At 74.7% G+C, this 24796-nt stretch carries 25 protein-coding genes; 11 read left to right on the top strand and 14 right to left on the bottom strand.

The annotated features are described in order from the left end of the window. Window positions 1-66 precede the first annotated feature (66 nt). Both corA and ACEPPI_RS25450 read left to right on the top strand, forming a co-directional pair. A complete protein-coding gene (gene corA, locus ACEPPI_RS25455) occupies window positions 67-1149 on the top strand; it encodes a magnesium/cobalt transporter CorA (protein WP_373917605.1) in 1083 nt (360 codons plus the stop codon). A gap of 148 nt (window positions 1150-1297) precedes the next feature. Then, window positions 1298-1717 (top strand): VOC family protein, encoded by a 420-nt coding sequence (locus tag ACEPPI_RS25450; RefSeq protein ID WP_373917589.1) that lies wholly within the window; start codon window positions 1298-1300, stop codon window positions 1715-1717. A 15-nt stretch (window positions 1718-1732) separates the two neighbouring features. On the opposite strand, the gene ACEPPI_RS25445 is transcribed toward ACEPPI_RS25450, so the two are convergent. The 3 genes from ACEPPI_RS25445 to ACEPPI_RS25435 all read right to left on the bottom strand — a co-directional run bounded on the left by ACEPPI_RS25445 (window position 1733) and on the right by ACEPPI_RS25435 (window position 4398). Continuing rightward, complete coding sequence (locus ACEPPI_RS25445; protein ID WP_373917588.1) at window positions 1733-2863, bottom strand: methyltransferase domain-containing protein; 1131 nt, start codon at window positions 2861-2863, stop codon at window positions 1733-1735. Between the two features lie 231 nt (window positions 2864-3094). After that, window positions 3095-3814 (bottom strand): anti-sigma factor domain-containing protein, encoded by a 720-nt coding sequence (locus ACEPPI_RS25440; protein ID WP_373917587.1) that lies wholly within the window; start codon window positions 3812-3814, stop codon window positions 3095-3097. Further along, complete coding sequence (locus ACEPPI_RS25435; protein ID WP_373917586.1) at window positions 3811-4398, bottom strand: sigma-70 family RNA polymerase sigma factor; 588 nt, start codon at window positions 4396-4398, stop codon at window positions 3811-3813. Before ACEPPI_RS25435 ends, ACEPPI_RS25440 begins: the two co-directional genes overlap by 4 nt. A 246-nt stretch (window positions 4399-4644) precedes the next feature. Between ACEPPI_RS25435 and ACEPPI_RS25430 the strand changes: the two genes are divergently transcribed. Further along, the gene (locus ACEPPI_RS25430) at window positions 4645-5466 is read left to right on the top strand and encodes a chitosanase (RefSeq protein WP_373917604.1); all 822 of its coding nucleotides are present in this window, start codon (window positions 4645-4647) and stop codon (window positions 5464-5466) included. On the opposite strand, the gene ACEPPI_RS25425 is transcribed toward ACEPPI_RS25430, so the two are convergent. Further along, the gene (locus ACEPPI_RS25425; protein WP_373917585.1) at window positions 5439-6908 is read right to left on the bottom strand and encodes a glycosyltransferase family 87 protein; all 1470 of its coding nucleotides are present in this window, start codon (window positions 6906-6908) and stop codon (window positions 5439-5441) included. The two genes, ACEPPI_RS25430 and ACEPPI_RS25425, sit on opposite strands and share 28 nt — an antisense overlap. 114 nt (window positions 6909-7022) lie before the next feature. On the opposite strand from ACEPPI_RS25425, the gene ACEPPI_RS25420 reads away from it, so the two are divergent. Genes ACEPPI_RS25420 through ACEPPI_RS25410 form a run of 3 tightly spaced genes read left to right on the top strand, consistent with a single transcriptional unit; the run spans window position 7023 to window position 9583 of the window. Then, the gene (locus tag ACEPPI_RS25420) at window positions 7023-8288 is read left to right on the top strand and encodes a molybdopterin-dependent oxidoreductase (protein ID WP_373917584.1); all 1266 of its coding nucleotides are present in this window, start codon (window positions 7023-7025) and stop codon (window positions 8286-8288) included. After that, window positions 8285-8767, top strand: a complete 483-nt coding sequence (locus ACEPPI_RS25415; protein WP_373917583.1) for a hypothetical protein — start codon at window positions 8285-8287, stop codon at window positions 8765-8767. The genes ACEPPI_RS25420 and ACEPPI_RS25415 overlap by 4 nt, the downstream gene beginning before the upstream one ends. A 9-nt stretch (window positions 8768-8776) precedes the next feature. Then, a complete protein-coding gene (locus ACEPPI_RS25410; RefSeq protein ID WP_373917582.1) occupies window positions 8777-9583 on the top strand; it encodes a GNAT family N-acetyltransferase in 807 nt (268 codons plus the stop codon). Here ACEPPI_RS25410 and ACEPPI_RS25405 read toward each other — a convergent pair. The 4 genes from ACEPPI_RS25405 to ACEPPI_RS25390 are packed head-to-tail and all read right to left on the bottom strand — an operon-like array spanning window position 9543 to window position 12283. After that, window positions 9543-10190, bottom strand: coding sequence for an AMP-binding protein (locus ACEPPI_RS25405; protein ID WP_373917580.1), 648 nt, complete (start codon window positions 10188-10190; stop codon window positions 9543-9545). The two genes, ACEPPI_RS25410 and ACEPPI_RS25405, sit on opposite strands and share 41 nt — an antisense overlap. A 58-nt stretch (window positions 10191-10248) precedes the next feature. Next, window positions 10249-10950, bottom strand: a complete 702-nt coding sequence (locus ACEPPI_RS25400) for a methyltransferase domain-containing protein (RefSeq protein WP_373917579.1) — start codon at window positions 10948-10950, stop codon at window positions 10249-10251. Beyond that, window positions 10947-11576, bottom strand: coding sequence for a DUF2064 domain-containing protein (locus tag ACEPPI_RS25395; RefSeq protein ID WP_373917578.1), 630 nt, complete (start codon window positions 11574-11576; stop codon window positions 10947-10949). Before ACEPPI_RS25395 ends, ACEPPI_RS25400 begins: the two co-directional genes overlap by 4 nt. Next, window positions 11573-12283, bottom strand: coding sequence for a glycosyltransferase family 2 protein (locus tag ACEPPI_RS25390; protein ID WP_373917577.1), 711 nt, complete (start codon window positions 12281-12283; stop codon window positions 11573-11575). Before ACEPPI_RS25390 ends, ACEPPI_RS25395 begins: the two co-directional genes overlap by 4 nt. A 122-nt stretch (window positions 12284-12405) precedes the next feature. On the opposite strand from ACEPPI_RS25390, the gene ACEPPI_RS25385 reads away from it, so the two are divergent. Continuing rightward, a complete protein-coding gene (locus ACEPPI_RS25385; protein ID WP_373917576.1) occupies window positions 12406-13143 on the top strand; it encodes a response regulator in 738 nt (245 codons plus the stop codon). Next, a complete protein-coding gene (locus tag ACEPPI_RS25380) occupies window positions 13140-14306 on the top strand; it encodes a sensor histidine kinase (protein ID WP_373917575.1) in 1167 nt (388 codons plus the stop codon). Before ACEPPI_RS25385 ends, ACEPPI_RS25380 begins: the two co-directional genes overlap by 4 nt. Window positions 14307-14328: 22 nt before the next feature. Here ACEPPI_RS25380 and ACEPPI_RS25375 read toward each other — a convergent pair whose 3' ends face one another. After that, on the bottom strand, window positions 14329-15834 hold the full coding sequence (locus tag ACEPPI_RS25375) for a DUF4157 domain-containing protein (RefSeq protein ID WP_373917574.1): 1506 nt from the start codon (window positions 15832-15834) through the stop codon (window positions 14329-14331). A 131-nt stretch (window positions 15835-15965) separates the two neighbouring features. Beyond that, window positions 15966-17036, bottom strand: a complete 1071-nt coding sequence (locus ACEPPI_RS25370; RefSeq protein WP_373917573.1) for an NAD-dependent epimerase/dehydratase family protein — start codon at window positions 17034-17036, stop codon at window positions 15966-15968. Window positions 17037-17258: 222 nt separating this feature from the next. On the opposite strand from ACEPPI_RS25370, the gene ACEPPI_RS25365 reads away from it, so the two are divergent. The 3 genes from ACEPPI_RS25365 (at window position 17259) to ACEPPI_RS25355 (ending at window position 20729) form a co-directional block, all read left to right on the top strand. After that, window positions 17259-17612, top strand: coding sequence for a DUF805 domain-containing protein (locus ACEPPI_RS25365; RefSeq protein WP_373917572.1), 354 nt, complete (start codon window positions 17259-17261; stop codon window positions 17610-17612). A 194-nt stretch (window positions 17613-17806) separates the two neighbouring features. Further along, window positions 17807-20026 carry an NADP-dependent isocitrate dehydrogenase gene (locus ACEPPI_RS25360; RefSeq protein WP_373917571.1) on the top strand — a complete coding sequence of 740 codons (2220 nt, stop codon included), beginning with the start codon at window positions 17807-17809 and terminating at the stop codon, window positions 20024-20026. A gap of 157 nt (window positions 20027-20183) precedes the next feature. Next, complete coding sequence (locus ACEPPI_RS25355; protein ID WP_373917570.1) at window positions 20184-20729, top strand: GNAT family N-acetyltransferase; 546 nt, start codon at window positions 20184-20186, stop codon at window positions 20727-20729. A gap of 20 nt (window positions 20730-20749) precedes the next feature. Here the strand turns inward: ACEPPI_RS25355 and ACEPPI_RS25350 are convergent, their stop codons facing one another. The 4 genes from ACEPPI_RS25350 to ACEPPI_RS25335 form a co-directional block, all read right to left on the bottom strand. Beyond that, the gene (locus ACEPPI_RS25350; protein ID WP_373917569.1) at window positions 20750-21670 is read right to left on the bottom strand and encodes a formylglycine-generating enzyme family protein; all 921 of its coding nucleotides are present in this window, start codon (window positions 21668-21670) and stop codon (window positions 20750-20752) included. A gap of 30 nt (window positions 21671-21700) precedes the next feature. Then, complete coding sequence (locus tag ACEPPI_RS25345; RefSeq protein ID WP_373917568.1) at window positions 21701-23119, bottom strand: sulfatase; 1419 nt, start codon at window positions 23117-23119, stop codon at window positions 21701-21703. 169 nt (window positions 23120-23288) lie between these two features. Next, entirely contained in the window at window positions 23289-23768 is a 480-nt protein-coding gene (locus ACEPPI_RS25340; RefSeq protein ID WP_373917567.1) for a hypothetical protein, read from the bottom strand. A gap of 136 nt (window positions 23769-23904) precedes the next feature. After that, window positions 23905-24796: polyprenyl synthetase family protein (locus tag ACEPPI_RS25335; RefSeq protein WP_373917566.1), on the bottom strand; the 892-nt coding region annotated here is incomplete at its 5' end.

Below are 24796 nucleotides of genomic sequence, written 5' to 3'. Positions count from 1 at the left end.
CGGGCGGACCGGTTCCGCGGTGGCAGACTGTCCGCTGATCCGCCGAAGGGGAGTACGTCCTTGTCCATGTTCAGCAACCTGCGCCGGGCCGTTCGACGCGGCTACCGGCGGGCCGTCGACCTCAGCCACCCCGCCCGCTCCCCGCTCGGCAGCGCCGTCGTCAACTGCCTCGTCTACCGCGACGGCATCCGCCAGGAGGACTGCGCCGAGGTGGAGGAGGCGCTGCGCCGGGTCCGCAAGACGGGCGACGGCTTCGTCTGGATCGGCCTGCACGAGCCGTCCCAGGCGGAACTCGCCGGACTCGCGGAGCTGTTCGGGCTGCACCCGCTCGCCGTCGAGGACGCCGTCAACGCGCACCAGCGCCCGAAGGTGGAGCGCTACGACGACACCCTCTTCGCCGTCTTCAAGACCGTGCGCTACGTCGAGCACGAGGAACTCACCGCGACCAGCGAGGTCGTCGAGACCGGCGAGCTGATGGCCTTCGTCGGCGGGGACTTCGTGATCACCATCCGGCACGGCGGCCGCGGCACCCTCGGCCCCGTCCGGGAGGCCCTGGAGGCGCAGCCGGAGCAGCTGGCCAAGGGCCCGGCGGCGGTGCTGCACGCCATGGCGGACCACGTCGTCGACGACTACGTGGCCGTCACCGACGCCGTGCAGAACGACATGGACGCCGTCGAGACGGCCGTGTTCAGCGAGCACGGCGGGCGCGGCGACGCGGGCCGGATCTACCAGCTCAAGCGCGAACTCCTCGAACTGCGCAGGGCGGTCGCGCCGCTGAGCCGGCCGCTCCAGCACCTCGCCACGGAGCCGATACCGGTCATCCCGGCCGAGGCCCGCGCCTACTTCCGCGACGTCTCCGACCACCTGCTGCGCGCCACCGAGCAGATCAACGCCTACGACGGCCTCCTCGACTCCGTCCTCCAGGCGCACCTCGCGCAGGTGACGGTCGCCCAGAACGAGGACATGCGCAAGATCACCGCCTGGGCGGCCATCGTCGCCGTCCCGACCATGGTCTGCGGGGTCTACGGCATGAACTTCGACAACATGCCCGAACTGCACTGGACCTACGGCTATCCGATCGTGGTCGCCGTGATGGCGGCCGCCTGCTTCGTCATCCACCGCGGCTTCCGGCGCAACGGCTGGCTCTGACCGGGGGCCGCACCCGCGGACCGCGTGGCCGTCCACGACGCCACCGGGACCGCCCGGCACTGCGCCCGTGAGTCCCGGGGCCGGTGTCACAGGCGTGTCCTAGCCTCGGGGGCGAACGGCTCCCACCACCACGCGGAAGGCGGGCACGATGGCCTCGCTGCCACAGAAGATCACCACGTTCCTGATGTTCGAGGGCAGGGCGGAAGAGGCGATGACCCTCTACACCTCGCTGTTCGAGGACTCCGGGATCCTCGACGTCACCCGTTACGGGGCCGAGGGGCCCGGCGAGGAGGGCACGGTGGTGAAGGCCACCTTCTCGCTCGCCGGCCAGCGCCTCATGTGCATCGACAGCCACGTCAAGCACGCCTTCGGCTTCACCCCCGCCGTGTCGCTCTTCGTGGAGTGCGAGAGCGCCGCCGAGATCGACCGCCTCTACGGGGCCCTCCTCGAAGGGGGCGAGGAGCTGATGCCCCTGGACTCGTACGGCTTCAGCCCCCGGTTCGGCTGGCTCAACGACCGCTTCGGCGTCTCCTGGCAGCTGAACCTGCCCGCGGAGCCGACCGCCTGACCGGGTGTGCCGGGATCAAGGGTGCAGGGCTCGGGCCAGGAAGTGGTCCGGGGCGTCCTCGTACTCCGCGAGACGCCAGCCCGTCGCCTCCAGGGCCGGGCGGAGGTTGGGCTCGGCCAGGGGGTCGTCGGGGCTGACCGGGCGGCCGTGGCGGGCGGCGCGTTCGGCCCGGCCCGAGGGGTGGAACAGCAGCAGCTCCCCGCCGGGCGCGGACACCCGGGCCCACTCGGCGAGCGCGGGGCGCGGCTTCGGCAGGTGGTCCAGCAGACCGGCGGCGAAGATGCCGTGCACCGTGCCGGCGGCCAGCGGCAGCCGCGCGCAGTCGGCGACCAGCAGCAGTCGCCCCGGGCCGGTCCGGCCCTCGCGGGCGGCCGCCGTGAGCATGGCGGGCGTGAGGTCGACGCCGAGGACCGTGCCGGAGGCGCCGACCAGCCCGCGCAGCGCGGGCAGCGCACGGCCGCTGCCACAGCCGAGGTCGAGCGCGGTCCGGCCCTCCGCGAGGCCCATCCGGGACACGGCCGCCTCGTAGGCCGGGGTCTGGTAGGCGAAGCGCTCCTCCCAGGCGTCGGCACGCGGCGTGAAGAAGGCCCGGGTGGCGGTGTGCTCGGCCCGCCCGGCCACCAGTGCCGCGAACCTCCCGAGCAGCCCCCCGGCCCCGTCGCCCTCCGGCGGGGCCGCGAGCCCCCACGCGCTGCCGCCGACCCGGAACGCCGGGGCCGGTGCGGGGTGGCCGTCACCCCCGTCCGGGCCCCCGTCCGGGCCGCCTTCCCCGCCGCCTTCCGGGCCTCCTTCCGGACTTCCGTCCGGGCCTCCGTCGCCGCCGCCGAGCAGCGGATCGGCGGCTTCCGGGGTCCGGCGCGCGGGCGGCCGTGATCCGCCTGCCGCGCGGGCCAGCAGGTCCGCCCCGCCGCCGAGGGCCAGCACCGGCACCTCCGCGGCCAGCGCCTCCCGCAGCAGGGGGAGTGCCTCCGGGGTGTCCCCGGTCAGCACCAGGCCCTCGATGTCCTTGAGCCCGGCCGGGAGCGGATCCCCCGACCACGGGTCACAGCGCCGGATCTCCGGCCCGGACGGCGCACCCGTGTCCAGGGCGGGGGCGAGCGGGTCGGGGGCGGGCGCGGGTGCGTGACGGATCACGACGAGGGCCATCGGCGCCTCCTGCTGTCGGTGCGGGCGGGCCGGGGGCCCGGGCGGTGGGGTGTACGTGAGAGCTTCTGCGGCCGATGAGGGTCGCATGTGCGCAAGGATGCCCCGAACCCGCCCGCATGTGCCAGAGTCCCGCCCACCCGCCCCGCGCGCCGTGGCCCGCGCCGGGGCCGCCGGTCGTCCGGGCCCGCCGGTCGTCCGGGCCCGCCGGACGCCCGGGTCGGCGGCCGGCCGTCAGTGGGGGAGGGGGAGGAGCATCAGCGGGGGGCCGGTCGGGGCGGGGGAGCCGCCCGCGGGTTCCAGGGTCAGGCCGACCGCCGTCGCGCGGCCCAGGGGAGCCGTCAGGACGGTCGCCCCGTCGCCGCCCAGGAGCCCCGCCGGCCGCATCGTGCCCCCGTCGGCCAGCCACAGCTGGTAGGTCCGCCCCTCGGGGGCCGCCGGCAGCCCGGAGCCGAGGAAGGCCGCCCGGTCCCGGGACGGGGACGTCACCACCGTCGCTGTGGCGCCGGACGCCGACCGCCTGATCACCGTACGGGCGTCCGGCGCGGCCAGTACCGCCGTCAGGTCCTGGAGCGCTTCGGCCGACTGGCGGGCCCGCTGGTGTTCCCACACCGCGGTCCCGCCGAGGGCCAGCACCCCGGTCAGGCAGGCCGCGAGCGCCAGCGGCAGCGCACGTCGGCGCAGGGTGGCGATGCCCCGGCGGGCCGGCGACAGCTGCCGGACCCCGTCGATGCGCCCCAGGACCGCCGCCCGCATCCCCGGTGGGGCGGGCAGGGCCACGCCCGCGCCGAGCCGGGCGGCGGTAGCCGCGAACTCCCGTACGTCCTGAGCGCATTGGGAGCACCGCTCCAAGTGCCGCTCGAACGCGTCCCGTTCGGCCCGGTCCAGCGCGTTCAGGGCGTAGGCCCCGGAGAGTGCGTGCAGCTGCTCGGCGCCGGTTCTCGTGCGGCTCATGCCGTGACCCCCATGCAGTCGCGCAGCCGGATCAGACCGTCGCGCAGCCGTGTCTTGACCGTGGGCAGCGGGGTGTGGAGGGTCTCGGCGACCTCCCGGTACGTCAGCCCCCCGTAGTAGGCCAGGCTGACGGCCTGGCGCTGGAGTTCGGTCAGCCCGCGCACGCAGCGGCGCACCTGTTCCCCCTCCAGCCGGATCTCCACCTGCTCGCTCACCTCGTCGTAGGGGCGGGCGTGTTCGCGCGCCGCGGTGTCCTGTTCGCGGGCGGTCGCGGCCTGCGCCGAGCGGACCCGGTCCACCGCGCGCCGGTGCGCGATGGTCAGCACCCAGGTCATGACGGTGCCCTTGTCGGGGCGGTAGCGCGGGGCCTGTCGCCAGACCTCGATCAGGACCTCCTGGGTGACCTCCTCGGACTGCGCCCGGTCCCGCAGCACCTTGACGACGATCCCGTGGACGGGGCCCGCGATCACGTCGTAGAGCGCGGCGAAGGCGTCCTGATCGCCGCGGGCGACGTGCTCCATGATTCCGGGGAGGTCGGGGGCGGACCGTTCCTGCGGTGCGCCGAAGGGGATCGTCCGCCTCACGCGCGCCCCCTCCGGCCGTGACCTGCGGGGCGGCGTCGCGTACGGGTCATGGCGGTCCTCCGGGGCGGTGGCGGCGTCGGTCATGGAGGACTTCGGAGCCGACACCCGAGCGGATTGGTCTCCTCCGGACTTCTTTCCCGGGGGGTGTCGGCCGCCACGAATGTCTGGTAGGAAAGTTTCCTAACGGAGCCGGGACAGGCTCAACCACCGTACGGAGGCCCTGTGTTCACTCCCCGCCGCAAGACCATGACGATCGGCGCCCTGATCGGCGCCGCGCTCCTCGCCGCCCCCGTCGCCGCGCACGCCACCGCCGCACCGGCGGCGGCACCGGCGTCGGCCGCCCCCGTCGCGGCGGCGGCGACCGGGCTCGACGACCCGGCGAAGAAGGACATCGCCATGCAGATCGTCTCCAGCGCGGAGAACTCCTCGCTGGACTGGAAGGCGCAGTACAAGTACATCGAGGACATACGCGACGGGCGCGGCTACACCGCCGGCATCATCGGCTTCTGTTCCGGCACCGGCGACATGCTCGACCTCGTCGAGTACTACACGCAGGTCAAGCCCGGCAACGTGCTCGCCAAGTACCTGCCCGCCCTGCGCAAGGTCAACGGCGGCGACTCGCACGCCGGCCTCGACCCCAACTTCACCAAGGACTGGGCCAAGGCCGCCGTCGACGGCGAGTTCAAGAAGGCGCAGGACCACGAGCGCGACCGCGTCTACTTCAACCCCGCCGTCGGCCAGGGCAAGAGCGACGGCGTCGGCACCCTCGGCCAGTTCATCTACTACGACGCCATCGTCATGCACGGCGACGGCAGCGACTCCACCAGCTTCCGCAACATCCGCAAGCGGGCCCTGACCAAGGCCAAGCCCCCGGCCCAGGGCGGCAACGAGACCACCTGGCTGAACGCCTTCCTCGACGCCCGCGTCTGGGCGATGAAGCAGGAGGAGGCGCACAGCGACACCAGCCGCGTCGACACCGCGCAGCGGGTCTTCCTGAAGAAGGGCAACCTGAACCTCAACACCCCGCTCGACTGGAAGGTCTACGGGGACTCCTTCCACATCGGCTGACCACCGCCCACCCGCCCGCTCCGCGGCCCGGGACGAGACCCCTCTCCGTCCCGGGCCCCGGCCCGGCGGCGCAGCGCCCAGCCGGCCAGCACCGCCGCGCCCGCCAGCCCGTACGCCACCTCCACGGTCGCCCCGCCCAACGGCACCCGGCCCACGTACACGACCGCCCCGGCGACTGCCACCCCCAGCCACTCGGCCCGGCCGTCCAGCGCCACCAGGGCCACCAGCAGCAGCGCGTACCAGGAGTACCCCGGCGTCATCAGCAGGAAGGCCGTCCCCGTCACCAGCAGGGCCCCGCTCCACGGCCGTTCGGGATCCCCGCGCCACCAGACGTACGCCACCACCGCGAGCATCCCGGCCACCACCGCCGGGACCGCCCACGCGTCCGGCAGCACCAGCCGCAGCAGCGCGTACCGGCCGCCCGCGCCCGGATCCCCGTACCCCTCCTCCTCGGCGTAGCCGCCCAGGTATCCGAAGACCGACGAGCGAGACCACAGCACGTACGGCAGGTACGCCAGCCCCACCACCGCCGCCGCGGGCAGCAGCAGCACCGCCGCGTCCCGCCACCGCCGTACGCCGGCCAGCGCGCCGGGCAACAGGACCGAGGGCAGCAGCTTCGCCGCCACGGCCAGGCCGAACAGGGCCCCGCCCAGGGCCCGTCGGCGCACCACCACCCCCAGCGCGGCCACCGACAGCAGCACGGCGAGCCCGTCCACGTGCGCGTTGTTCACCGCCTCCACCGCCACCGCCGGACACCACGCCCACCAGGCCGCCGTCCGGGGGTCCGCGCCCCGGCGCCGCAGGATCAGCAGCAGCGCCACGGTCACCGCGAACGCCGTCAGGGCCCCGCCGACCTGGAGCGCCTTGTGGCGCACGCCGGGCGGGGAGAGGAAGTGCACCAGGGCGAAGTACCCCTCCGCGACGGGCGGGTAGATGGTGTGCACCACGGGCCGGTTGATCCGGGTGCAGACCCCCGGCTCGACGATGACCCGGGCGGGTCCGGCGCAGGCGGCGGGAGTGTGGGGGAAGAGCCAGGCATCGCGCAGGGGACGCAGCGCCGGATCCGCCGGGGCGCGGTCGTACGGGGAGGTCCCGGCGGCCTGGACCCGGCCGTCCCAGGCGTAACGGAAGGAATCGGTACTGGTCAGCGGCGGCCCGGCGAGCCCCGCCCCGGCGACCGCCAGCGCCCCGGCCAGCAGCAGGGGGACCACGCGGCGGGCCGGGACCCGTCGCAGCGACCACACGGCCGCCCCGAACAGGGCCCAGGCGGCGGCGTACCAGCCGAGGAGCCCGGCCGGGTCGGTGAAGTACGCGTCGTAGCGGACGGCGGCGACGAGCACGCCGGTCAGCGCGGTGAGCAGCAGCACGGTCACGGCGACCGGGATGCGGGCGGCGGCCTGGGGGCGGGGGCCCGGACGGGGGCGGAGGCGGGGGTGGTCCATGGTCGCCAGCCTGGCAGCGCGGGCCGCCGCAAGACCCCTGACCGGGCCCGGTGTCCGCGTTTCGTAAGGTGCCGGACGCCCTGCGCCGGGCCCCGGGACGGTGTGATGGGGAGCATGACTTCCGACCCCCCACCGCCCTGCGACCCGTCGCCCACGGACGGCCCCGCGAACGCCCCCGCGCACGACTACTCCGACGACCCCGGGCCGTTGCCGCCCGGACAGGGGGCGTTCGGCCGGGTGCAGGCGGCCCTGGCGGCCGGGCGCCCGCCCGGCTTCGCCGGCCGCCTGCACGACGCCCGCACCGCCACCGCCGTCGGCCGCCCGCTCGCCGCCGCCTTCGCCGTCTGCTTCGTGACCGGGCTGATCAGCCACTACCTCCAGCACCCGCCCGCCTGGGCCGCCGACTCCCTCCCCACCCGGCCCGCCTGGGGCTACCGGCTCACCCAAGGCCTGCACATCGCCTCCGGACTCGCCGCGATCGTGCTGCTCCTCGTCAAGCTGTGGACCGTCTACCCCCGGCTCTTCGCATGGCCGCCCGTGCGCGGCGTACGGCACGCCCTGGAGCGGCTGTCGGTGGCCGTCCTGGTCGCGACCGCCGTACTGGAGGTCTCCTCCGGACTCCTCAACATCGTGCAGTGGTACCCCTGGCCGTTCGGCTTCGTCGAGACGCACTTCGCCCTCGCCTGGGTCGTGACCGGATCCATCCTGCTGCACATCGCCGTCAAGGCCCCCGAGATCAGGGACCACTGGACCGCGCGTTCGCCCGGCACCCGCCTGCTGCCCGCCGCGGACGGGCCGGACCGGCGTTCGCTGCTCCTCGGGACGGCCGCCGCCGTCGGCGCGGTCACGGTGACCACCGTCGGCCAGTCCTTCACCCCGCTGGCGTTCCTCGACCTGCTGGGCCCCCGGCACCCGGGCCACGGGCCCCAGGGCCTGCCCGTCAACCGGACGGCCGCCGCGGCCGGGATCGGGCCCGACCGGCTGCGCGACTGGCGGCTGGAGGTGCGCGGCCCCCGCCCGTACACGCTGACGCTCCCCCAACTGCGCGCCCTGCCGCAGGTGCGGGCCGACCTGCCGATCGCCTGTGTGGAGGGCTGGAGCGCCCAGGCGGCCTGGAGCGGGGTACGGATCCGCGACCTGCTCGCCCGCGCGGGCGCACCGCCGGGCGCCGCGCTGCGCGTCACCTCGATGGAGACCGGCGGCGCCTACCGCGTCATGGAGATGGGACGGGACCATGCCGAGGACCCGCTCACCCTGCTCGCGCTGGAACTCAACGGGCAGGTGCTGTCTCCCGACCACGGCTACCCGGCGCGGATCATCGCGCCGAACCGGCCCGGGGTGCTGCAGACCAAGTGGGTCACCCTGCTGGAGGTGCTGTGAAGGCGCTCCGTCGCGCACTGGGCGCCCTCGGTCTGCTCCTGATCGCGGTCGGGGGCCGGCTGGTGGCCGCCCTGCCCGACCCGATGGACGTGCTCGTCTGGCTCGGCGGCTCGCTCGTCCTGCACGACGGGGTGATCGTCCCGCTCGTACTGGCAGCCGGACTGCTCCTCGCCGCGGCCCCCGCGCGGGGACCCGTACGCGGTGGGCTGATCACCGGGGGCGTGCTGGTGCTCGTCACGCTGCCCGCGCTCCTGCGGCCGGGGGTCCCGGCCAACCCGACGGCCCTGCCGCTGCCGTACGGGCGGAACCTGCTGATCGTGCTGGGCGCGGTGGCGGCGGTCACCGTCGCCGTCGTGACCGCCTCGCGCCGACGGGCCCGCGGCCGCCCGGACACCGGAACCAGGACCGGTGGCGGGCCGGGAGGGGCCGGACGCCGATGGGCGGAAAATCGGGGGCGGCGGCGGGGATCCGGTGCCTAGGCTCGGCCCATGCCGACCGAGCCGACGCAGCACACGCAGCAGCCGCAGCCGATCGAACCGGGCACCGAACTCCCGCGGGTCAGGGCCTTCCTGACCGCCTTCGCGCGCCGTCAGGCGGCGCGGACCGTCGAGTTCCCGGGCGGGTTCGCCGCCCTCGACGACGCCTTCGCCCGCACCTGGTCCGCCAACCAGATCGTGGTCGAACGGGCCGTCGACCCCGGGGCGCTGCCCGCACGGGCCGAGGAACTCCTGGGTCACCTGGGGCACCGGATGGTCTCCGTCTTCGACGACGTCACCGCGGCGGCCTGCGGGCCGTGGCTGACCCGGGCCGGGTACACGCACTCGTCCTACCTCGTCATGCTGCACACCGGGTCCGTCCCGGACGGCGCGCACGCCCGGGAGGTGGAACTCGACGCCTTGCGGGCCCCGCTGACCCGGCGTTGGCACGGCTTCCTGCCGGAGGCCGGGGAGGAGACCGTCCGCGCCCTCGTCGACCAGCGCGGGGCCCGTCGCCGCGGCGCCGAGTCCGTACGGTTCATAGGCTCCCGTACCGGCGAGGGCGAGATCGCCTCCTGGGCCGACCTCTACGCCGACCCGCGGACGGGCACGGCCCAGATCGAGGACCTGGTCACCGCCGAGGCCCACCTCGGCCGCGGGCACGCCGGAGCGGTCCTGGACACGGCCCTGCGCCGGGCCGCCGACGCGGGGTGCGGCATCCGGTTCCTGATCGCCGACACCCAGGACTGGCCGCGCACGTGGTACGCCAGGCGCGGCTTCACGTCCATCGGCCACACCCACGTCTTCGAACGGGTCTGAGCGGTCGGGCGGCATCGGGAAGGGACGGTCCCATGGGAAGGACCGGCCTACGGGAGGACGGCGTCGACCTCCACCTCGACCAGCCAGGCGGGGTCGATGAAGCGGGACACTCGGACGGTCGCGGGCCGGTGTCGCCGGCCGGTTCCTCCCGGTCGGGGCCGGTCACCACCACGTTGGCGTCCGGGGTGCGCCGCGCGCGGGCGCCGGTGCGGAAGCGGCCGTCGGCGGTGAAGGCGCGGGCGTTCTCGTCGGGCGCCCGGTAGTAGCCCCGCACGGTGCAAGGGCCCCGGACGAGGAGTTCGCCGGGCTCCCCGTCGGGCACGTCCTCGCCGTCGGCGTCGACCAGGCGGATCTCGCCGTCGGCGTCGACCAGGCGGATCTCGCCGTCGGCGTCGACCAGGCGGATCTCGTCGTCGGGCGAGGTTCGCGTACGTGAGGCGGGTGTCGCCGTGCACGAGCGCGGTGCGCGGTCCGTACCGCAGGGCCCAGTCGCGCAGCAGGTCGTCCAGCGTGTTGCCGCGCCAGTGCCCGGCCGCCCGGTAGCGGTCGACGAACTCCTCGGGCCGGGCTCCGTCCGGCGCGGCCCGGCCCGGCGCGGCGCGGACACGGCACCGGACGGCACCCGACGGCACCGTCCGGCACCGGACCGTTCAGAGGCGTACCGTTCAGGGGCGTACCGCCCGCCCGAGCCGGCGGTCCGAGGGCCGCGGAAGGGTCCTTCCAGGGCGCCGCAGTTCCACGAACACGCGCCCGGCGACCGTCCAGTGGTCCGTGCGGACCCACCCCCGCGCCCCGGCGTGCGCGGTCAGCGCGGCGGCACCGACGCGGGCCCAGGTGAAGGGCGTGCCCAGGGCGCCGCGGCCGTCCGCGACCCGGACCTCGCAGCGCTCGTCCACCTCCACCTCCTCGCACTCCACGATCAGCGACCCCGAGGCGGCGAGGACCTCGGCCATCCGTCCCAGCAGGGCCGCCGGGTCGCCGCCGATGCCGATGTTCCCGTCGATCAGCAGGGCCGTGCCCCAACGCCCCTCGCCCGGCAGGGAGTCGAAGACCGACCGGTGCAGGGCGCTGCCGCCCGCGCGGGCCGTACGGGCCACCGCCTCCGGGCTCACGTCGATGCCCAGTGCCCGGTGGCCCCGGGCGGCCAGCGCCGCCACCAGCCGCCCGGGGCCGCAGCCGATGTCGAGCACCGCCCCGCGGCAGCGCCCCAGCACGGTCCGGTCCGCGTCGTCGGGGGCCTCGCACCAGCGCTCCACCTCCAGCGGCAACAGCCAGCCGTCCCCGCGCCGCAGGAACAGGGGACCCCGGCCGCTGCGCAGGGCGAGGGAGTACGGGTCGTCGGCCGTCCAGGCCGCGGCGGCGGTCACCCCCGCACCGCCGGCGCCCCGCCGGGCAGGGCCGCCAGCCGAGCCGCGAACGCCCCGGCCGGAGCCGAAGCCGCCACCAGCCGGGCGTCCTCGGCGGTGTCCACGTCCCGCAGCAGCGGGAGCCGGCCGGTCCGCAGCCCGGCCGCCCGCAGCCGCGCGTACTGGACGGCGCCCGTCCGCGCCACCGACATCGGCACCCCGCGCAGCAGCCCGGGGTCGGGCTCGGCGAGGCCCAGCGCCCAGAAGCCCCCGTCGACGGCGGGCCCGAACCAGGCGTCGTACCCGTCCCAGTCGACGGTCAGCAGCGCGGGCGTGACCTGCGGGGTGTCCATGCCGATCAGCAGCGCGGGACCGGAGCAGGCCCCGAAGGCCGCCGCGAGACGCTCGTCCAGGGTCCCCGCCGACTGCGGGAGCACCTCGAAGCCCGGCGGCAGCCAGGGACCGGGCCGTCCGTCCAGTACGAGGACCCTCCGCGCGGCGGGGGTCGCGGCGACGGCGGCCAGGGTGTCGGCCAGCGAGGCCTCGGCCAGGGCGGCCGCCTCGGCCGGGGTGAACGGCGGGGTGAGCCGGGTCTTGACCCGGCCCGGCAGGGGTTCCTTCGCGATCACCAGCAGGGTCGTCTTCACCGGGTCCCCCTCGCGCAGGCGCGGTCACGGGCGCCGGGCGAGGCGGGTTCCGCCAGCACCCGGCTCATGTCGCGGACGGCCTGCCAGGTGCCCCGCCAGGTGCCGGTCACCTTCGACTTCCCGGCGCGCGGCAGGTACGGCACGTCCACCTCCCGCACCCGCCAGCCCGCGTCCGCGGCCCGCACCACCATCTGCAGCGGGTAGCCCGAGCGGCGGTCCGACAGTTCCAGGCCCAGCAGGCCGGCCCGCCGGGCCGCGCGCAGCGGGCCCAGGTCGCGCAGGGGCAGCCCGGTCCGGCGGCGCAGCAGCCGGGCCAGCACCAGGTTCCCCACCCGGGCGTGCGCGGGCCAGTCGCGCAGGCCCCGGGGCCTGCGGCGGCCCAGCACCAGGTCCGCCTCGCCGGCGGCCACGGCGGCCACGAAGCCGGTGAGCAGCCCGGGGTCCAGGGAGGCGTCGCAGTCGCAGAAGCACACGACCTCCGCCTGCGCGGCGAGCAGCCCCGCGTGGCAGGCGGCGCCGAACCCGCGCCGGGACTCGGTCACCACCGTGGCGCCCAGGGAGCGGGCGATCTCCGCCGAGCCGTCGGTGGACCCGTTGTCCACGACCAGGGCCCGCCAGCCGGGAGGGATACGGGCGAGCACCCAGGGCAGGGCCTCGGCTTCGTTCAGACAGGGCAGGACGACATCAACACTCACGGTCACGGTCACGGTCTCACCGTAGGAACGCCGCGCCCCGAACGGGGTTCCGCGCTCCTTACGAAACGCGGACGTCACCCCCGGAGGCCCCGGGCGGGGGTCCGGTGGCGGGCGGCGGATGGGACGCTGGGGGCATGAACAGCATGGAAGAGGCGCCCCCGCGCGAGACGGCGCCCGCGCGGATCCTCGTCGTCGACGACGACCCGACCGTCTCCGAGGTCGTCACCGGATACCTGCGGCGGGCCGGCTTCGCCGTGGAAGAGGCGGGGGACGGCCCCGCCGCCCTCGAAGCCGCCGGACGGGCCCGCCCGGACCTGGTCGTCCTCGACCTGATGCTGCCCGGGATCGACGGGCTGGAGGTGTGCCGGCGGCTGCGCGCGAGCGGACCCGTACCGGTGATCATGCTGACCGCGCGGGGCGACGAGGACGACCGGATCACCGGCCTGGAGGTCGGTGCGGACGACTACGTCACCAAGCCGTTCAGCCCGCGCGAGCTGGTCCTGAGGGTCACCTCCGTCCTGCGGCGCAGCCGGGCCGCGGCTGCCGCCGCCGTGCCCGCGCCGCTGACCGGCGCTGGGCTCTCGCTCGACCCCGCGACGCACCGGGCCACCCGCGATGGAGCGGAACTCGCCCTCACGCTGCGGGAGTTCGACCTCCTCGCGCACTTCCTGCGGCATCCCGGACGGGCGCACGGGCGGGAGGAGCTGATGCGCGAGGTGTGGGGCTGGGACTTCGGGGACCTGTCGACGGTGACCGTGCACGTACGCAGACTGCGCGCCAAGATCGAGCAGGATCCGGGCAGCCCGAGGCTGATCCAGACGGTGTGGGGCGTCGGCTACCGCTTCGAGCCCGGCGGGGCGGTGGCGGCGTGAAGGACGTGCTGCTCATCGCGCTGTTCGCGCTCGGCGGGGCCGCGTGCGCGGGGGTGCTGGGGGCGGGGGTGCTGCGCCTCGTGCGGCGCCGCTCGGTCGCCGTCTCCCTCACGGTGATCGCCGGCGTGACGGTCACCGCCATGCTGGCCGGGACGCTGGCCGTGGCCGAGGCCATGTTCCTGTCCCCGCACGACCTCGGCGTGGTCACCCTGGTGGTGGCGATGGCGGCGGTGGTCTCGCTGGCCACCGCACTGCTGCTGGGCCGGTGGGTGGTGGCCCGGAGCCGGGAACTCTCCCTGGCCGCAAGGGACTTCGGTGACGGCGGCCGGTTCGCCGCGCCGCCGGGGCAGACCACCGCCGAACTGGACGCGCTCTCCCGGGAGCTCGCGGCGACCAGCGACCGGCTGGCCGCCTCGCGGGAGCGGGAGCGGGCGCTGGAGGCCTCGCGGCGGGAGCTGGTCGCCTGGATCTCGCACGACCTGCGGACCCCGCTGGCCGGGCTGCGGGCGATGTCGGAGGCGCTGGAGGACGGCATGGCCGCCGATCCCGGCCGCTACCACCGGCAGATCCGCACCGAGGTGGAGCGGCTCAACACGATGGTCGGGGACCTGTTCGAACTGTCGCGCATCCACGCGGGGGCGCTGGCGCTGAGCCCGAGCCGGATGTCGCTGTACGACCTCGTCGCGGAGGCGCTGTCCGGGGTCGACCCGCTGGCGCGGGAGCACGGGGTCCGGCTGGTGGGGGAGGAAGTGGAGCGGGTGCCGGTGGAGGTCGACGCCAAGGAGATGTCCCGGGTCCTGGCGAACCTGCTGGTCAACGCGATCCGGCACACGCCGGCCGACGGCACCGTCGCCATCGCGGCCGATACCGGGGCGGACGACGGGGTCGTGGTGCTCTCGGTGACCGACGGCTGCGGGGGGATCCCGGCGGAGGACCTGCCGAGGGTGTTCGACACGGGCTGGCGGGGCGCGGCGGCCCGTACGCCGGTGCCCGCGGCGGAGGCGGGGGCCGCGGCCGGGCGCCCGGCGGGGGCCGGGGCGGGGCTGGGGCTGGCGATCGTACGGGGCATCGTGGAGGCCCACGCCGGCCGCACCGCCGTCCACAACGTCCCCGGCGGCTGCCGCTTCGAGGTGACGCTGCCGGTGGGCTCCGCGGCGTCGTGACCCAGCCCCGCGCGGACGGGGTCTAGAGCGCCAGGAGGGGGCCCCCGGGGGTGTTGGTGATGATCTGGTGCTGGTTCGCCTGTGCCACCCAGGCCTCCACCCGGCGCAGGTACGCGGCGACCTGCCGCCAATCCCGGTTGCCGGGGTCCTGCTCCTCCGCCTGGTCGATCCAGTCCCATACCTGTTCGGCGCCGTGGATCCGGGCCACACAGTGCAGGTACTCGGACATGTACTTCTGGGGGTAGTCCTTGTCGGACCACGCGTAACCCTGTGACGCGGAGGCGGTGACCGTCGTTTCGATACCGAACCTGAGGGTGTCGATGGGGAGGTAGAGGTCGGAAAGCAATTCGTAGACCTGCCGCATGTCGTCCACCGCGTTCTTGAGGGGGTCGTCGTACCCCTTGTGGGCGCCGTTCGCGCCGGAGAGCAGGATGGTGAGGTTCTTCGACCGCTGGCCCGATCCGCCGAAGCACTCGTTGAGCAGGTGCCCAGCGATGAACGTCAGGTGCGGATACGCCGCCCGGGCGTCGTCGATGGCCGGGGGGAGCCGGGCATTGGAATTGGAGCGCACGTTCAGCAGGCTGAGCGGGCCCAGCACCGCGGTGGCCCAGCTGCCACCGCCACGGCTGCCGAGCGTGGGCCCCCAATCGGGCCTCACGAGGTAATCGGCGTACCGCAGGTCCTTGACCCGCACGCGCTGACGCCGCTGGGACTGGCGGCCCGCCGAGTTCGACGACGAACCGTGCCGGGCCCTCTGGACTGCCTGGCCGTTCCCTCCCGCGCCACCGGTTCCCGCGTGCCCCGTCACCGCTCGCTGGAGGACGGAAGGGGCGGTCTCCGTTCCCGCGGCGAAGGCGGCTCCGTCGGCTCCCGCCATCAGCTCGGAGGGCTGGCCGGGTTCGGTGACGGTCGCTCCGTCGCCGGCGCTGACGCCCCTCTCGCGCACGCCGTTGAGGTTCTCGCTGAGGTGGCTGAGTTCGTGGCCGATGAGCGCCTTGTCGCCGAGGGCCCCGGGGGGAGCGAAGATGTGCTCGCCGATCGTCATGGCCCGGGCGCCCATCGCCGCGACGGCCCGCTGCGACACGGGGTCGTCGTGGAAGCGGCCGGCGGACAGCCTGTCGTTCCGGAAGAACGACCCCGCCTCCGCGAGCAGCGACGGGGGAAGGGCGCGGCCCGGGGTGGCCCTGGCGGCGTCGAGCAGGGCCCCCAGGCCGGCCGGGCCCGCATCCGTCGCGGCGCCGTGACCGCGGTCTTCGCCGTCCTCGTGCCGCTGGACCGGGGCGCCCTGTGACGAGGCGCCCTGCCTCGGGGCTCCCTGTGACGGGTGCGAGCATCCGGGACCGTGCCGGTGCCGGTCCCGCGCCCATGTGTGTCCGGCGTGCCGCAGCATCTGGACGACGGCGGCGTTCCCGGCACCGCCCTGGAGGCCGACGAGCCCGTGGGCGGGCGGCGCCGCGGAAGGGACGCGCGTCCGTCCGGGCGCGCGCCCGCCGTCGGCCTTCCGGTCTTCGTCCCGTATCGGGGCCACGCGCGCTCCTTCGGAAGGGAGTCCGGTCGGTCCGGACCAACCTCCCATGAAGGGCCGACGGCCCACCAGGGACCCGGGGGCAGACCGGTGGGCCCATCGGGCACACGGCGAGGCCCTCGGGGCCCGCCGCCTCAGACGGCGGCGGCCGAGGGGCGCTGGGGGGAGGCGGCCAGCTCCGCCATGCCGTCGGCGAAGGGGGTGCGGGGGAGCCAGCCCAGGTCCCGGCGCAGCCGGGCGGAGTCGGCCGTGATGTGGCGGACGTCGCCCAGCCGGTACTCGCCGGTGACCACAGGGGCGGGGCCGCCGTGGGCGGTGGCCAGGGCCGTGGCCATCTCCCCGATCGTGCGGGGGTCCCCGCTGCCCGTGTTGTACGGGGTGCACAGGCCGGCCGGGAGGGTGCCGGGGGACTCCAGGGCTTCCAGGGCCGCCACGTTCGCCTCCGCCACGTCCGTGACGTGGACGAAGTCCCGCCGCTGGCCACCGTCCTCGAAGACCCGCGGAGCCTCGCCCCGGGCGAGCGCGGAGCGGAAGAAGGAGGCCACCCCCGCGTAGGGGGTGTCGCGGGGCATCCCCGGGCCGTACACGTTGTGGTAGCGCAACGACACCGCCAGGCCGTCCGTGTCGCGGGCCCATGCGGCCGCCAGGTGCTCCTGGGCCAGCTTCGTGGTGGCGTAGACGTTGCGGGGGTCGGCCGGGGCGTCCTCGGCGACCAGGCCGGGGGTGAGCTCCGCGCCGCACGCGGGGCACAGCGGCTCGAAGCGGCCCGCGTCCAGGTCGGCCGCGCGGCGGGGTCCCGGGCGGACCGCCCCGTGTCGCGGGCACGCGTACCGGCCCTCCCCGTAGACCACCATCGACCCGGCCAGGACGAGTCCGCGGACCCCGGCGCGCGCCGTCTCGGCCAACAGGACCGCCGTGCCGAGGTCGTTGGCGGACACGTACGCGGGGGCGTCGGCGAAGCCCGTGCCGAGGCCGACCATCGCGGCCTGGTGGCAGACGGCGTCCACCCCGCTCAGGGCGGCCCGCACCGCCTCGGCGTCCCGTACGTCCCCCCGCAGGAACCCGCTGTCCGGCAGCGGGGGCGGGTCCGAGTGGGCGGCGGGGAGCAGGGAGTCGAGGACGACGGGGTCGTGGCCGTGCCGGCGCAGGGCGGTGACGATGTGCGAGCCGATGAAGCCGGCTCCTCCGGTGACGAGTACGCGCATGGACCCGACGCTACGGAGCCGTCCGGCCGGACAGGGCCCGGCGCGCCCCTCCGTAAGGGTTTCGTCACTTCTGTCCCGCTGCTGGTCAACTGCTCCTGAAACCAGGGAGGCTGGCCATATTCAGGTGGTTCGAGGTGGCTTGGGAGTGCCGTAAGAAGGGCATAAGTCCGGCCCGGCCCATTCGACGGGGAGGGCCGCAGGTTCCGTCCTCAGGGGGGACTCGTGAACTACTACCTCGACGTCATCAAGCGGTACGTGGACTTCGCCGGCCGTGCCCGGCGCCAGGAATACTGGATGTTCGTCCTCTGGAACATCCCGATCGTCATCGTCCTCACGGTGCTCGACTTCGTACTCGGCACCTACCCGGTCCTCGGCTGGATCTACACGCTCGCCGTCCTCCTGCCGTCCCTCGGCCTCTCGGTGCGCCGCCTGCACGACACCGGAAAGTCCGGATGGTGGTACCTGGTGAGCTTCATCCCGTTCGTCGGCTGGATCTGGATCCTGGTCCTGATGGCCACCGAGGGTCACCCCGGAGCCAACGGGTACGGACAGAACCCCAAGGAGATACGGGCCTAGGCACCGCCCGGAGGCGTCGCCCCCCGCCACTGACGGCGGGGGGCGACGCCTTTCGCGCGCCCCGGGCCCGCCGGGGTGACATGCGTCTCGTCACGCTTGGGGCAGGGGGCTGTCCGGACAGGCCCGATCACGAGATATCTTGATGTCGAGCAATGTTGCAGACGAGAGACGCAGACTGTGGAGCGGAGCATCCGGTGACTGACTCGACCATCATCTACACGCACACTGACGAGGCCCCGGCCCTCGCGACGTATTCCTTCCTGCCTGTCATCCAGGCGTACGCGTCGACGGCCGGTGTGAACGTCGAGACCCGTGACATCTCCCTGGCCGGTCGGATCATCGCCAGCTTCCCCGAGCACCTGGAGGAGAGCCAGCGGATCGCCGACGCCCTCGCCGAGCTCGGCGAACTGGCGAAGACGCCGGAAGCGAACATCATCAAGCTGCCCAACGTCTCGGCCTCGATCCCGCAGCTGAAGGCCGCGGTCGCCGAGCTCCAGGGCCAGGGCTACGCGCTTCCGGACTACCCGGACGACCCGAAGACCGACGAGGAGCGCGAGATCCGCGCCCGCTACGACAAGGTCAAGGGCAGCGCCGTCAACCCGGTCCTGCGCGAGGGCAACTCCGACCGCCGCGCCCCGGCCTCGGTGAAGAACTACGCCAAGGCCCACCCGCACCGCATGGGCGCCTGGACCCCCGAGTCGAAGACGAACGTCGCCACCATGGGCGAGAACGACTTCCGCTCCACCGAGAAGTCCACCGTGATCGCCGACGCCGGCGCGCTGCGCATCGAGCACGTCGCCGCCGACGGCGCCGTCACCGTGCTGCGCGAGTCCGTACCGGTGCTCGCCGGTGAGGTCGTGGACGCGTCCGTCCTGCACGTCGACGCCCTGCGCACCTTCCTCAACGACCAGATCGAGCGGGCCAAGGCCGAGGACGTCCTGTTCTCCGTGCACCTCAAGGCCACGATGATGAAGGTCTCCGACCCGATCGTCTTCGGCCACGTGGTCCGCGCCTTCCTCCCGAAGACGTTCGCCCGCTACGGCGAGACCCTCGCCGCCGCCGGTCTGTCCCCCAACGACGGCCTCGGCACCATCCTGAACGGCCTGGGCGCCCTCGCCGACGGTGACGCGATCAAGGCCTCGATCGACGCCGAGATCGCCGAGGGCCCGGCCCTGGCGATGGTCGACTCCGACAAGGGCATCACCAACCTGCACGTGCCGTCCGACGTCATCGTCGACGCCTCCATGCCGGCCATGATCCGCACCTCCGGCCACATGTGGGGCCCGGACGGCGCCGAGGCCGACACCCTTGCCGTCCTCCCGGACAGCAGCTACGCGGGCGTCTACCAGGTCGTCGTCGACGACTGCCGCGCCCACGGCGCCTTCGACCCGGCCACCATGGGCTCGGTGCCGAACGTCGGCCTCATGGCCCAGAAGGCCGAGGAGTACGGCAGCCACGACAAGACCTTCGAGATCGCGAGCGCGGGCACCGTCCGCGTCGTCGACGCCGCGGGCAACACGGTCCTGGAGCAGGAGGTCGCCGCCGGCGACATCTTCCGCGCCTGCCAGACCAAGGACGCGCCGATCCAGGACTGGGTCAAGCTCGCCGTCACCCGCGCCCGCGCCACCGGCGTCCCGGCCGTCTTCTGGCTCGACGAGGGCCGCGCCCACGACGCGCAGCTGATCGCCAAGGTCAAGACGTACCTGGCCGACCACGACACCGCCGGTCTGACCATCGAGATCCTCTCCCCGGTCAAGGCCACCGCGTACTCCCTGGAGCGCATCCGCCGCGGCGAGGACACCATCTCGGTGACCGGCAACGTGCTGCGCGACTACCTGACCGACCTCTTCCCGATCCTGGAGCTGGGCACCAGCGCCAAGATGCTGTCGGTCGTCCCGCTGATGAACGGCGGCGGCCTCTTCGAGACCGGCGCCGGCGGCTCCGCCCCCAAGCACGTCCAGCAGCTGGTCAAGGAGAACTACCTGCGCTGGGACTCCCTGGGTGAGTTCCTCGCGCTGGCCGTCTCCTTCGAGCACCTCGCGACCACCACCGGCAACGCCCGCGCCCAGGTGCTGGCCGACACCCTGGACCGCGCGACCGGCACCTTCCTCAACGAGGACAAGTCGCCGAGCCGCAAGCTGGGCGGCATCGACAACCGCGGCAGCCACTTCTACCTGGCCATGTACTGGGCGCAGGAGCTGTCCCGTCAGATCGACGACCCGAAGCTCGCCGCGGCGTTCGAGCCGCTCGCCAAGACCCTGGCGGAGTCCGAGGAGACCATCGTCCGCGAGCTCATCGCGGTCCAGGGCTCCCCGGTCGAGATCGGCGGCTACTACCAGCCCGACCCGGCCAAGGCCGCCGAGGTCATGCGTCCGTCCGCGACGCTGAACAAGGCGCTCGGCCTGCTCGGCTGACGCCCCCGTGCTCCGCGGCTGCGCCCCGGTCGGCCTCGTGCCCGGCCGGGGCGCAGCCGTGTCCGGGCACGCCCGGCGGGGGCGAAGCCGGTCGTGCCGGGCCCGGCGGGCGGAAAGTCTGTTGTGCCGGGCCGAGGGCAGGGCGTAGGAAGTCCCCGTGATTCAAGGACGATCGACCGGGCTGCGCGCCCGGCTCCCCGAAGACGTGCCCGTGCTCCACTCGGAGCTCTACGACGACGTCACCACGCGCTCGCGCGCCGACACCCGGCCCTGGGCCCCGATCGCCGCCGCCGGCGGGAACTCCCCGTACGAGCCGGGGGGACCGGGCGGCGGCGAGGCCTTCTTCTCCGTGGTCGACCGGACCTCCGGCGAACTCGCCGGCGAGGCCCTGCTGTGGGGCATCGACACCCACAACCGCAACGCCCACCTCGGCCTGTCGCTGCGCCCCGCCTTCCGGGGCCGCGGCTTCGGCACCGAGGTGGTCCAGCTGCTCTGCTCCTACGGGTTCACCGTGCGCGGGCTGCGCCGCCTCCAGCTGGAGACCCTCGCGGACAACGCCCCCATGATCGCCGCGGCCCGCCGGGCGGGCTTCGCCCTGGAGGGCACCCTGCGCGGATCGGCCTGGGTGATGGGGGAGTTCCTCGACGAGGTGATCCTCGGACTGCCGGCCGCCGAGTGGAAGCCGGCCGACTGGCTGCACTGACCGGCACCGCCCGCCCCGCATCACCCGGTGCGGGGCCCGGCCGCCACCCGGAAGCCGATGTTGCCCGCCGAGCTGTCCGGGGTGTTGCGGGTGCGGGCGGCCACCCGGTAGCGGTTGCAGTACGAGTCATGGCACATGTGGGAGCCGCCGCGCATCGTCCGCTCGGGGCCGTCCGCTCCGAACCGGTCCGCGCTCCACTCCCACACGTTGCCGACCGCCTGGTAGAGCCCGTACCCGTTGGGCCGGAAGGACTTGGCGGGTGCGGTGCCCGCGTACCCGTCGGCCCGGGTGTTGCGGTCGGGGAAGTCCCCGTTCCAGATGTTGCACATGTACCTTCCACCCGGCCGCAGTTCGTCGCCCCAGGGATAGCGGCGCTGTTCCAGCCCGCCCCGCGCCGCGTACTCCCACTCGGCCTCCGTGGGCAGCCGGGTCCCGGACCAGGCGCAGTACGCCTGCGCGTCGTTCCAGGACACGTGCACCACCGGATGGTTCTGCCGGGCGCCCAGGGAAGAGGTACCGGGCCCCTCCGGACGGCGCCAGTCGGCGCCGGAGACCGCCCGCCACCAGGGCGTCCCGGCGACCGCCGGTGAGGCGGCGGCGACCGCGGGGGCGAGGAAGCCGCCGAAGACGAAGCTGAAGCCGAAGGACTCCGCCTCCGTGACGTGACCGGTGGCCTTCACGAAGGAGGCGAACCGGGCGTTGGTGACGGTGGTCGGGGCGATGCGGAACGCCCCGACCACCGCCTCCCGGACCGGCCCCTCCCCGTCCGCCGGGAACCCGTCCGGGTCCTCGGCGCCCATCAGGAACCGGCCCCCCGGCAGGTCCAGCAGGTCCCGGACGGCCCGCTCCGCCGCCGGGTCCGCCGCCCGCGGGGGCGGGGGAGACGACAGGGTGAGCGGGGCGGCTCCGCGTACGGGCGCGCAGCAGGACTTCGGTGCCATGGATCTCTCCCGGAGGGGCCGGTGGGCGGATCAGCCGGTACGGTCGGCGGCCAGCCGGGCGGCGAGCGCCGGTATCCCGAGGGCCCGCTCCTGCGCGGGGGTGGCCTGGTACAGCAGGTTCTTCAGCTGGTACGGGTCCTCGACCAGGTCGTAGTACTCGCGGAAGGAGACCTGCCCGGTGCCGGAGACCGCTCCGCTCGCGTCGGTGTGCAGGTCGTAGTACTCGGTGTACTGCTCGTCCTTGGCGACGTACGAGGCCCAGGTCTTGGGCCCCCCGGCGCCGGTGCCCTGCTTCCACCACTGGACCAGCAGGTGGTCCCGGTCGGCGGCGCCGAGGAGCGAGTGGCCGTCCTGTCCGGCGGGCTGCCCGACGCCGGCCGCTTCGAGGATGGTCGGCGCGATGTCGATGTTGGCGACGATCCGGTGGTCGGTGGTCCCGGCGGCGAGCCCGCGGGCGGGCCAGGACAGGTAGAACGGCACCTCGTGGGAGGGGGAGTAGGGCACCGACTTCTTCAGCCAGCCGTGGTCGGCCCAGGTGTAGCCGTTGTCCCCGGTGAAGATGACGAGGGTGTTCTCCAGCTGGCCCAGCGCCACGAGCTTGTCGCGGATGGCCTGTACCGCGTCGTCGACGGACAGCAGGCTGCGCAGCTGGCGGGTGCGCACCTCGCGGGCGTCGTCCAGGGTGGCCGTGGCGTCCTGGATGAAGGGCGGCTTGTCGGAGCGGTCGGCCTCGGGGACGGAGGGGCGCCCGTTCCACGCGGGGACGGGCGTCTCGGCGTACTTGGGCGCGGGGACGTTCGGCGCGTGCGAGGCGTACGGGGTGACGTAGGCGAACCACGGGCGGCTGTCGGTGGCGGCCTTGTCGAGGAAGGCGAGGGTCTTGTCGCGGACGATGTTGGTCGTGTAGCCGTCGATCGTCTGGACGGTCCCGTTCACGTTCCAGCGGGCGTCGTTGTAGGCGGGCTGGAGGAGTGCGAACTCCTCGAAGTGCGGCGGATTGTCCGCCAGGGTCCAGGAGTTGAGGTACTTGCCGAAGAGCCCGGTGCGGTAGCCGGCCTCCTTGAGGTACCGCTGCACGGTGGTGGACTGGTCGAGGCTGTGGGAGGCCGCGTTGTTGCGGACGCCGTGGTGGTGCGCGTGGCGGCCGGAGAACACCGAGGAGCGCGAGGGCGCGCACAGCGGGGTCGCGGAGTGCCCGTGGGTGAAGGTGACTCCCTGGCCGCCGAGCCAGTCGACGGTCTTCGGGATGGCCCAGTCGGTGTGCTTGGGCTGGTCGTCGGTGACGATCAGCAGGATGTTGGGGCGTGCTCCGGCGGGGCCGGCAGCGGGCGTCGCCGCCCGGGCGAGGCCCGGGGCGGCGGCCGAGGCCGCGACGGCCGCCGCACCGGCGAGGAAGCCGCGGCGGGCGACCGAGGGTATGCGGGGCGTGCTGTCGTCGTGCTCGCTCACGAGGGTCTCCTGTACGCGCGGGGGAAGATGACGTACGTACCCGGGCCCGCGACCGGAACGCCAGGGCCGCCGGAACCCGCAGGTCAGACCCTAGGATTCGGGGCTCCCCCACTCAATGACTCCCGTATGGCAGTCGTGTGCCGCGCGTGTGAAGCGGCGGCCGCCGCCCTCAGAGCCGGTGCACCCGTCCCTGTCCCACGGCCAGCGGGTGCGCCCCGGCGGCCAGGATCCGCAGGCCGGGCGCGAGGGTGAGCAGGGTGCGCAGCCACGACAGCGCCGCGGGGCTCAGCCGGTCGCTGTCGTCGAGGACGAGCAGCATGTCCCGTTCCGCCAGCCAGGAGGCGGCGTTCGCCGTGCCGCGGGGTGGCAGGGACATGCCGGGTATGCGGCCCAGCGCGGCCACCAGTTCCCCCAGGCTGCCGTCCCGGGCGACGGTGACCACCGCCGTCCCGTCGCAGAAGTTGGACGAGAGCCGGCGCGCGATGTCCCGTACGAGCAGGCTCCGCGGTGCGCGGAACCGGCCCGTGACGGTGAGCACCCGGCCCCGGCGCACGGCGGTGAGCAGCATCGACAGCTCGGCGGACGTGGTCGTCAGTGTGGTGGCCGCGCCGGGCGGCCGGGAGTCCCCCATCATCACGATGCCCCCCATTGCATGCGTGACCGAGCGCGGCCATAGGGATTCTTCGAGCCGCGTGACGACGATTATGCGCCAATTCCAGGGTATGACCAGGGGAATGTCGCATTCCGTCCCGTCGGGCCGGCCGGCGCGGCCCCGGCACCGCCGCTCAGCGTTCCCTCCGGGTGATCAGTCGGTACAGCGCGGCCAGTTCGGCCGCCGCGGCAGGGCCGGGAAGGGCCCCGGCCAGGTGCTCCAGCGGGGCGTCGGACCCTACGGAGGCCCCGGGCCGGGCCCCTGCGGGAGCGAGGGCCCCGGCTGCCGGGGCTGCCGGGGCGGCGTCCCCCACGGCCCGGCCGAAGGCGTCCAGTGCGGCCGTCACCCACGACGGCGCGCCGCCGTGGATCCCGCCCAGCGCGCAGGCGAGGCCGAACAGCGCCCCGGGCCCGGGAAGCGTTACGGCCGGACCGGCCGCGTGGCGTGCGGCCCGGGCCCCGCTCAGTTCGATCAGCCGGTCGCAGAGGAGGGTGACGGCCTGCGGGCGGCCTGCGACGAGGCGGACGGCGAGCGCGGCCATCGCGTCGCCCGCGGCGCCCGCCCCGGTCGTCCCGAAGACCGCCCGGGTCGGGGGCCGGCGGCGCGCGGCCGGTGCGCGGCCGGTCACCCCCGCGTGCAACAGCGTCGACTGGTGCACGAGTTCGACGGCCGCCGCAGCGGGGAGCGCCGCCTCCTCGCGCCCGCCCACCGCCCGAGCGGACGCCAGCACCAGGGCGGGCCCGATCGCCGCCCCCGCACCGGGGCCCGTGCCGGTCGGGGCACCGGCGCGGTCGGCCCAGCCGAGCTGGTACGCGCAGACCGTCCGTACGGCGTCGGGCAGCGTGTGCAGACAGGCGCGCAGCACCGGGTCGACGGCGGCGCGGGCCCGGCCGGGCGCGGCCGTCACATCGGGGTCGTCATGGTCCGTCGGGTGCGGGATCACGGGCGGGAACCTCCTGCTCGGCGGGCCGTGCGCGGGCATCGTGCGGCCGTCTCGCGGCGCGTGCGCCGGGGCGGTGGGCGGG

Source organism: Streptomyces sp. AB3(2024) (genome assembly GCF_041862025.1).
Taxonomy (GTDB): Bacteria; Actinomycetota; Actinomycetes; order Streptomycetales; family Streptomycetaceae; genus Streptomyces.
The sequence above is the reverse complement of the archived record's forward strand: the minus strand, read 5'-3'. Positions and strand labels throughout refer to the sequence as shown.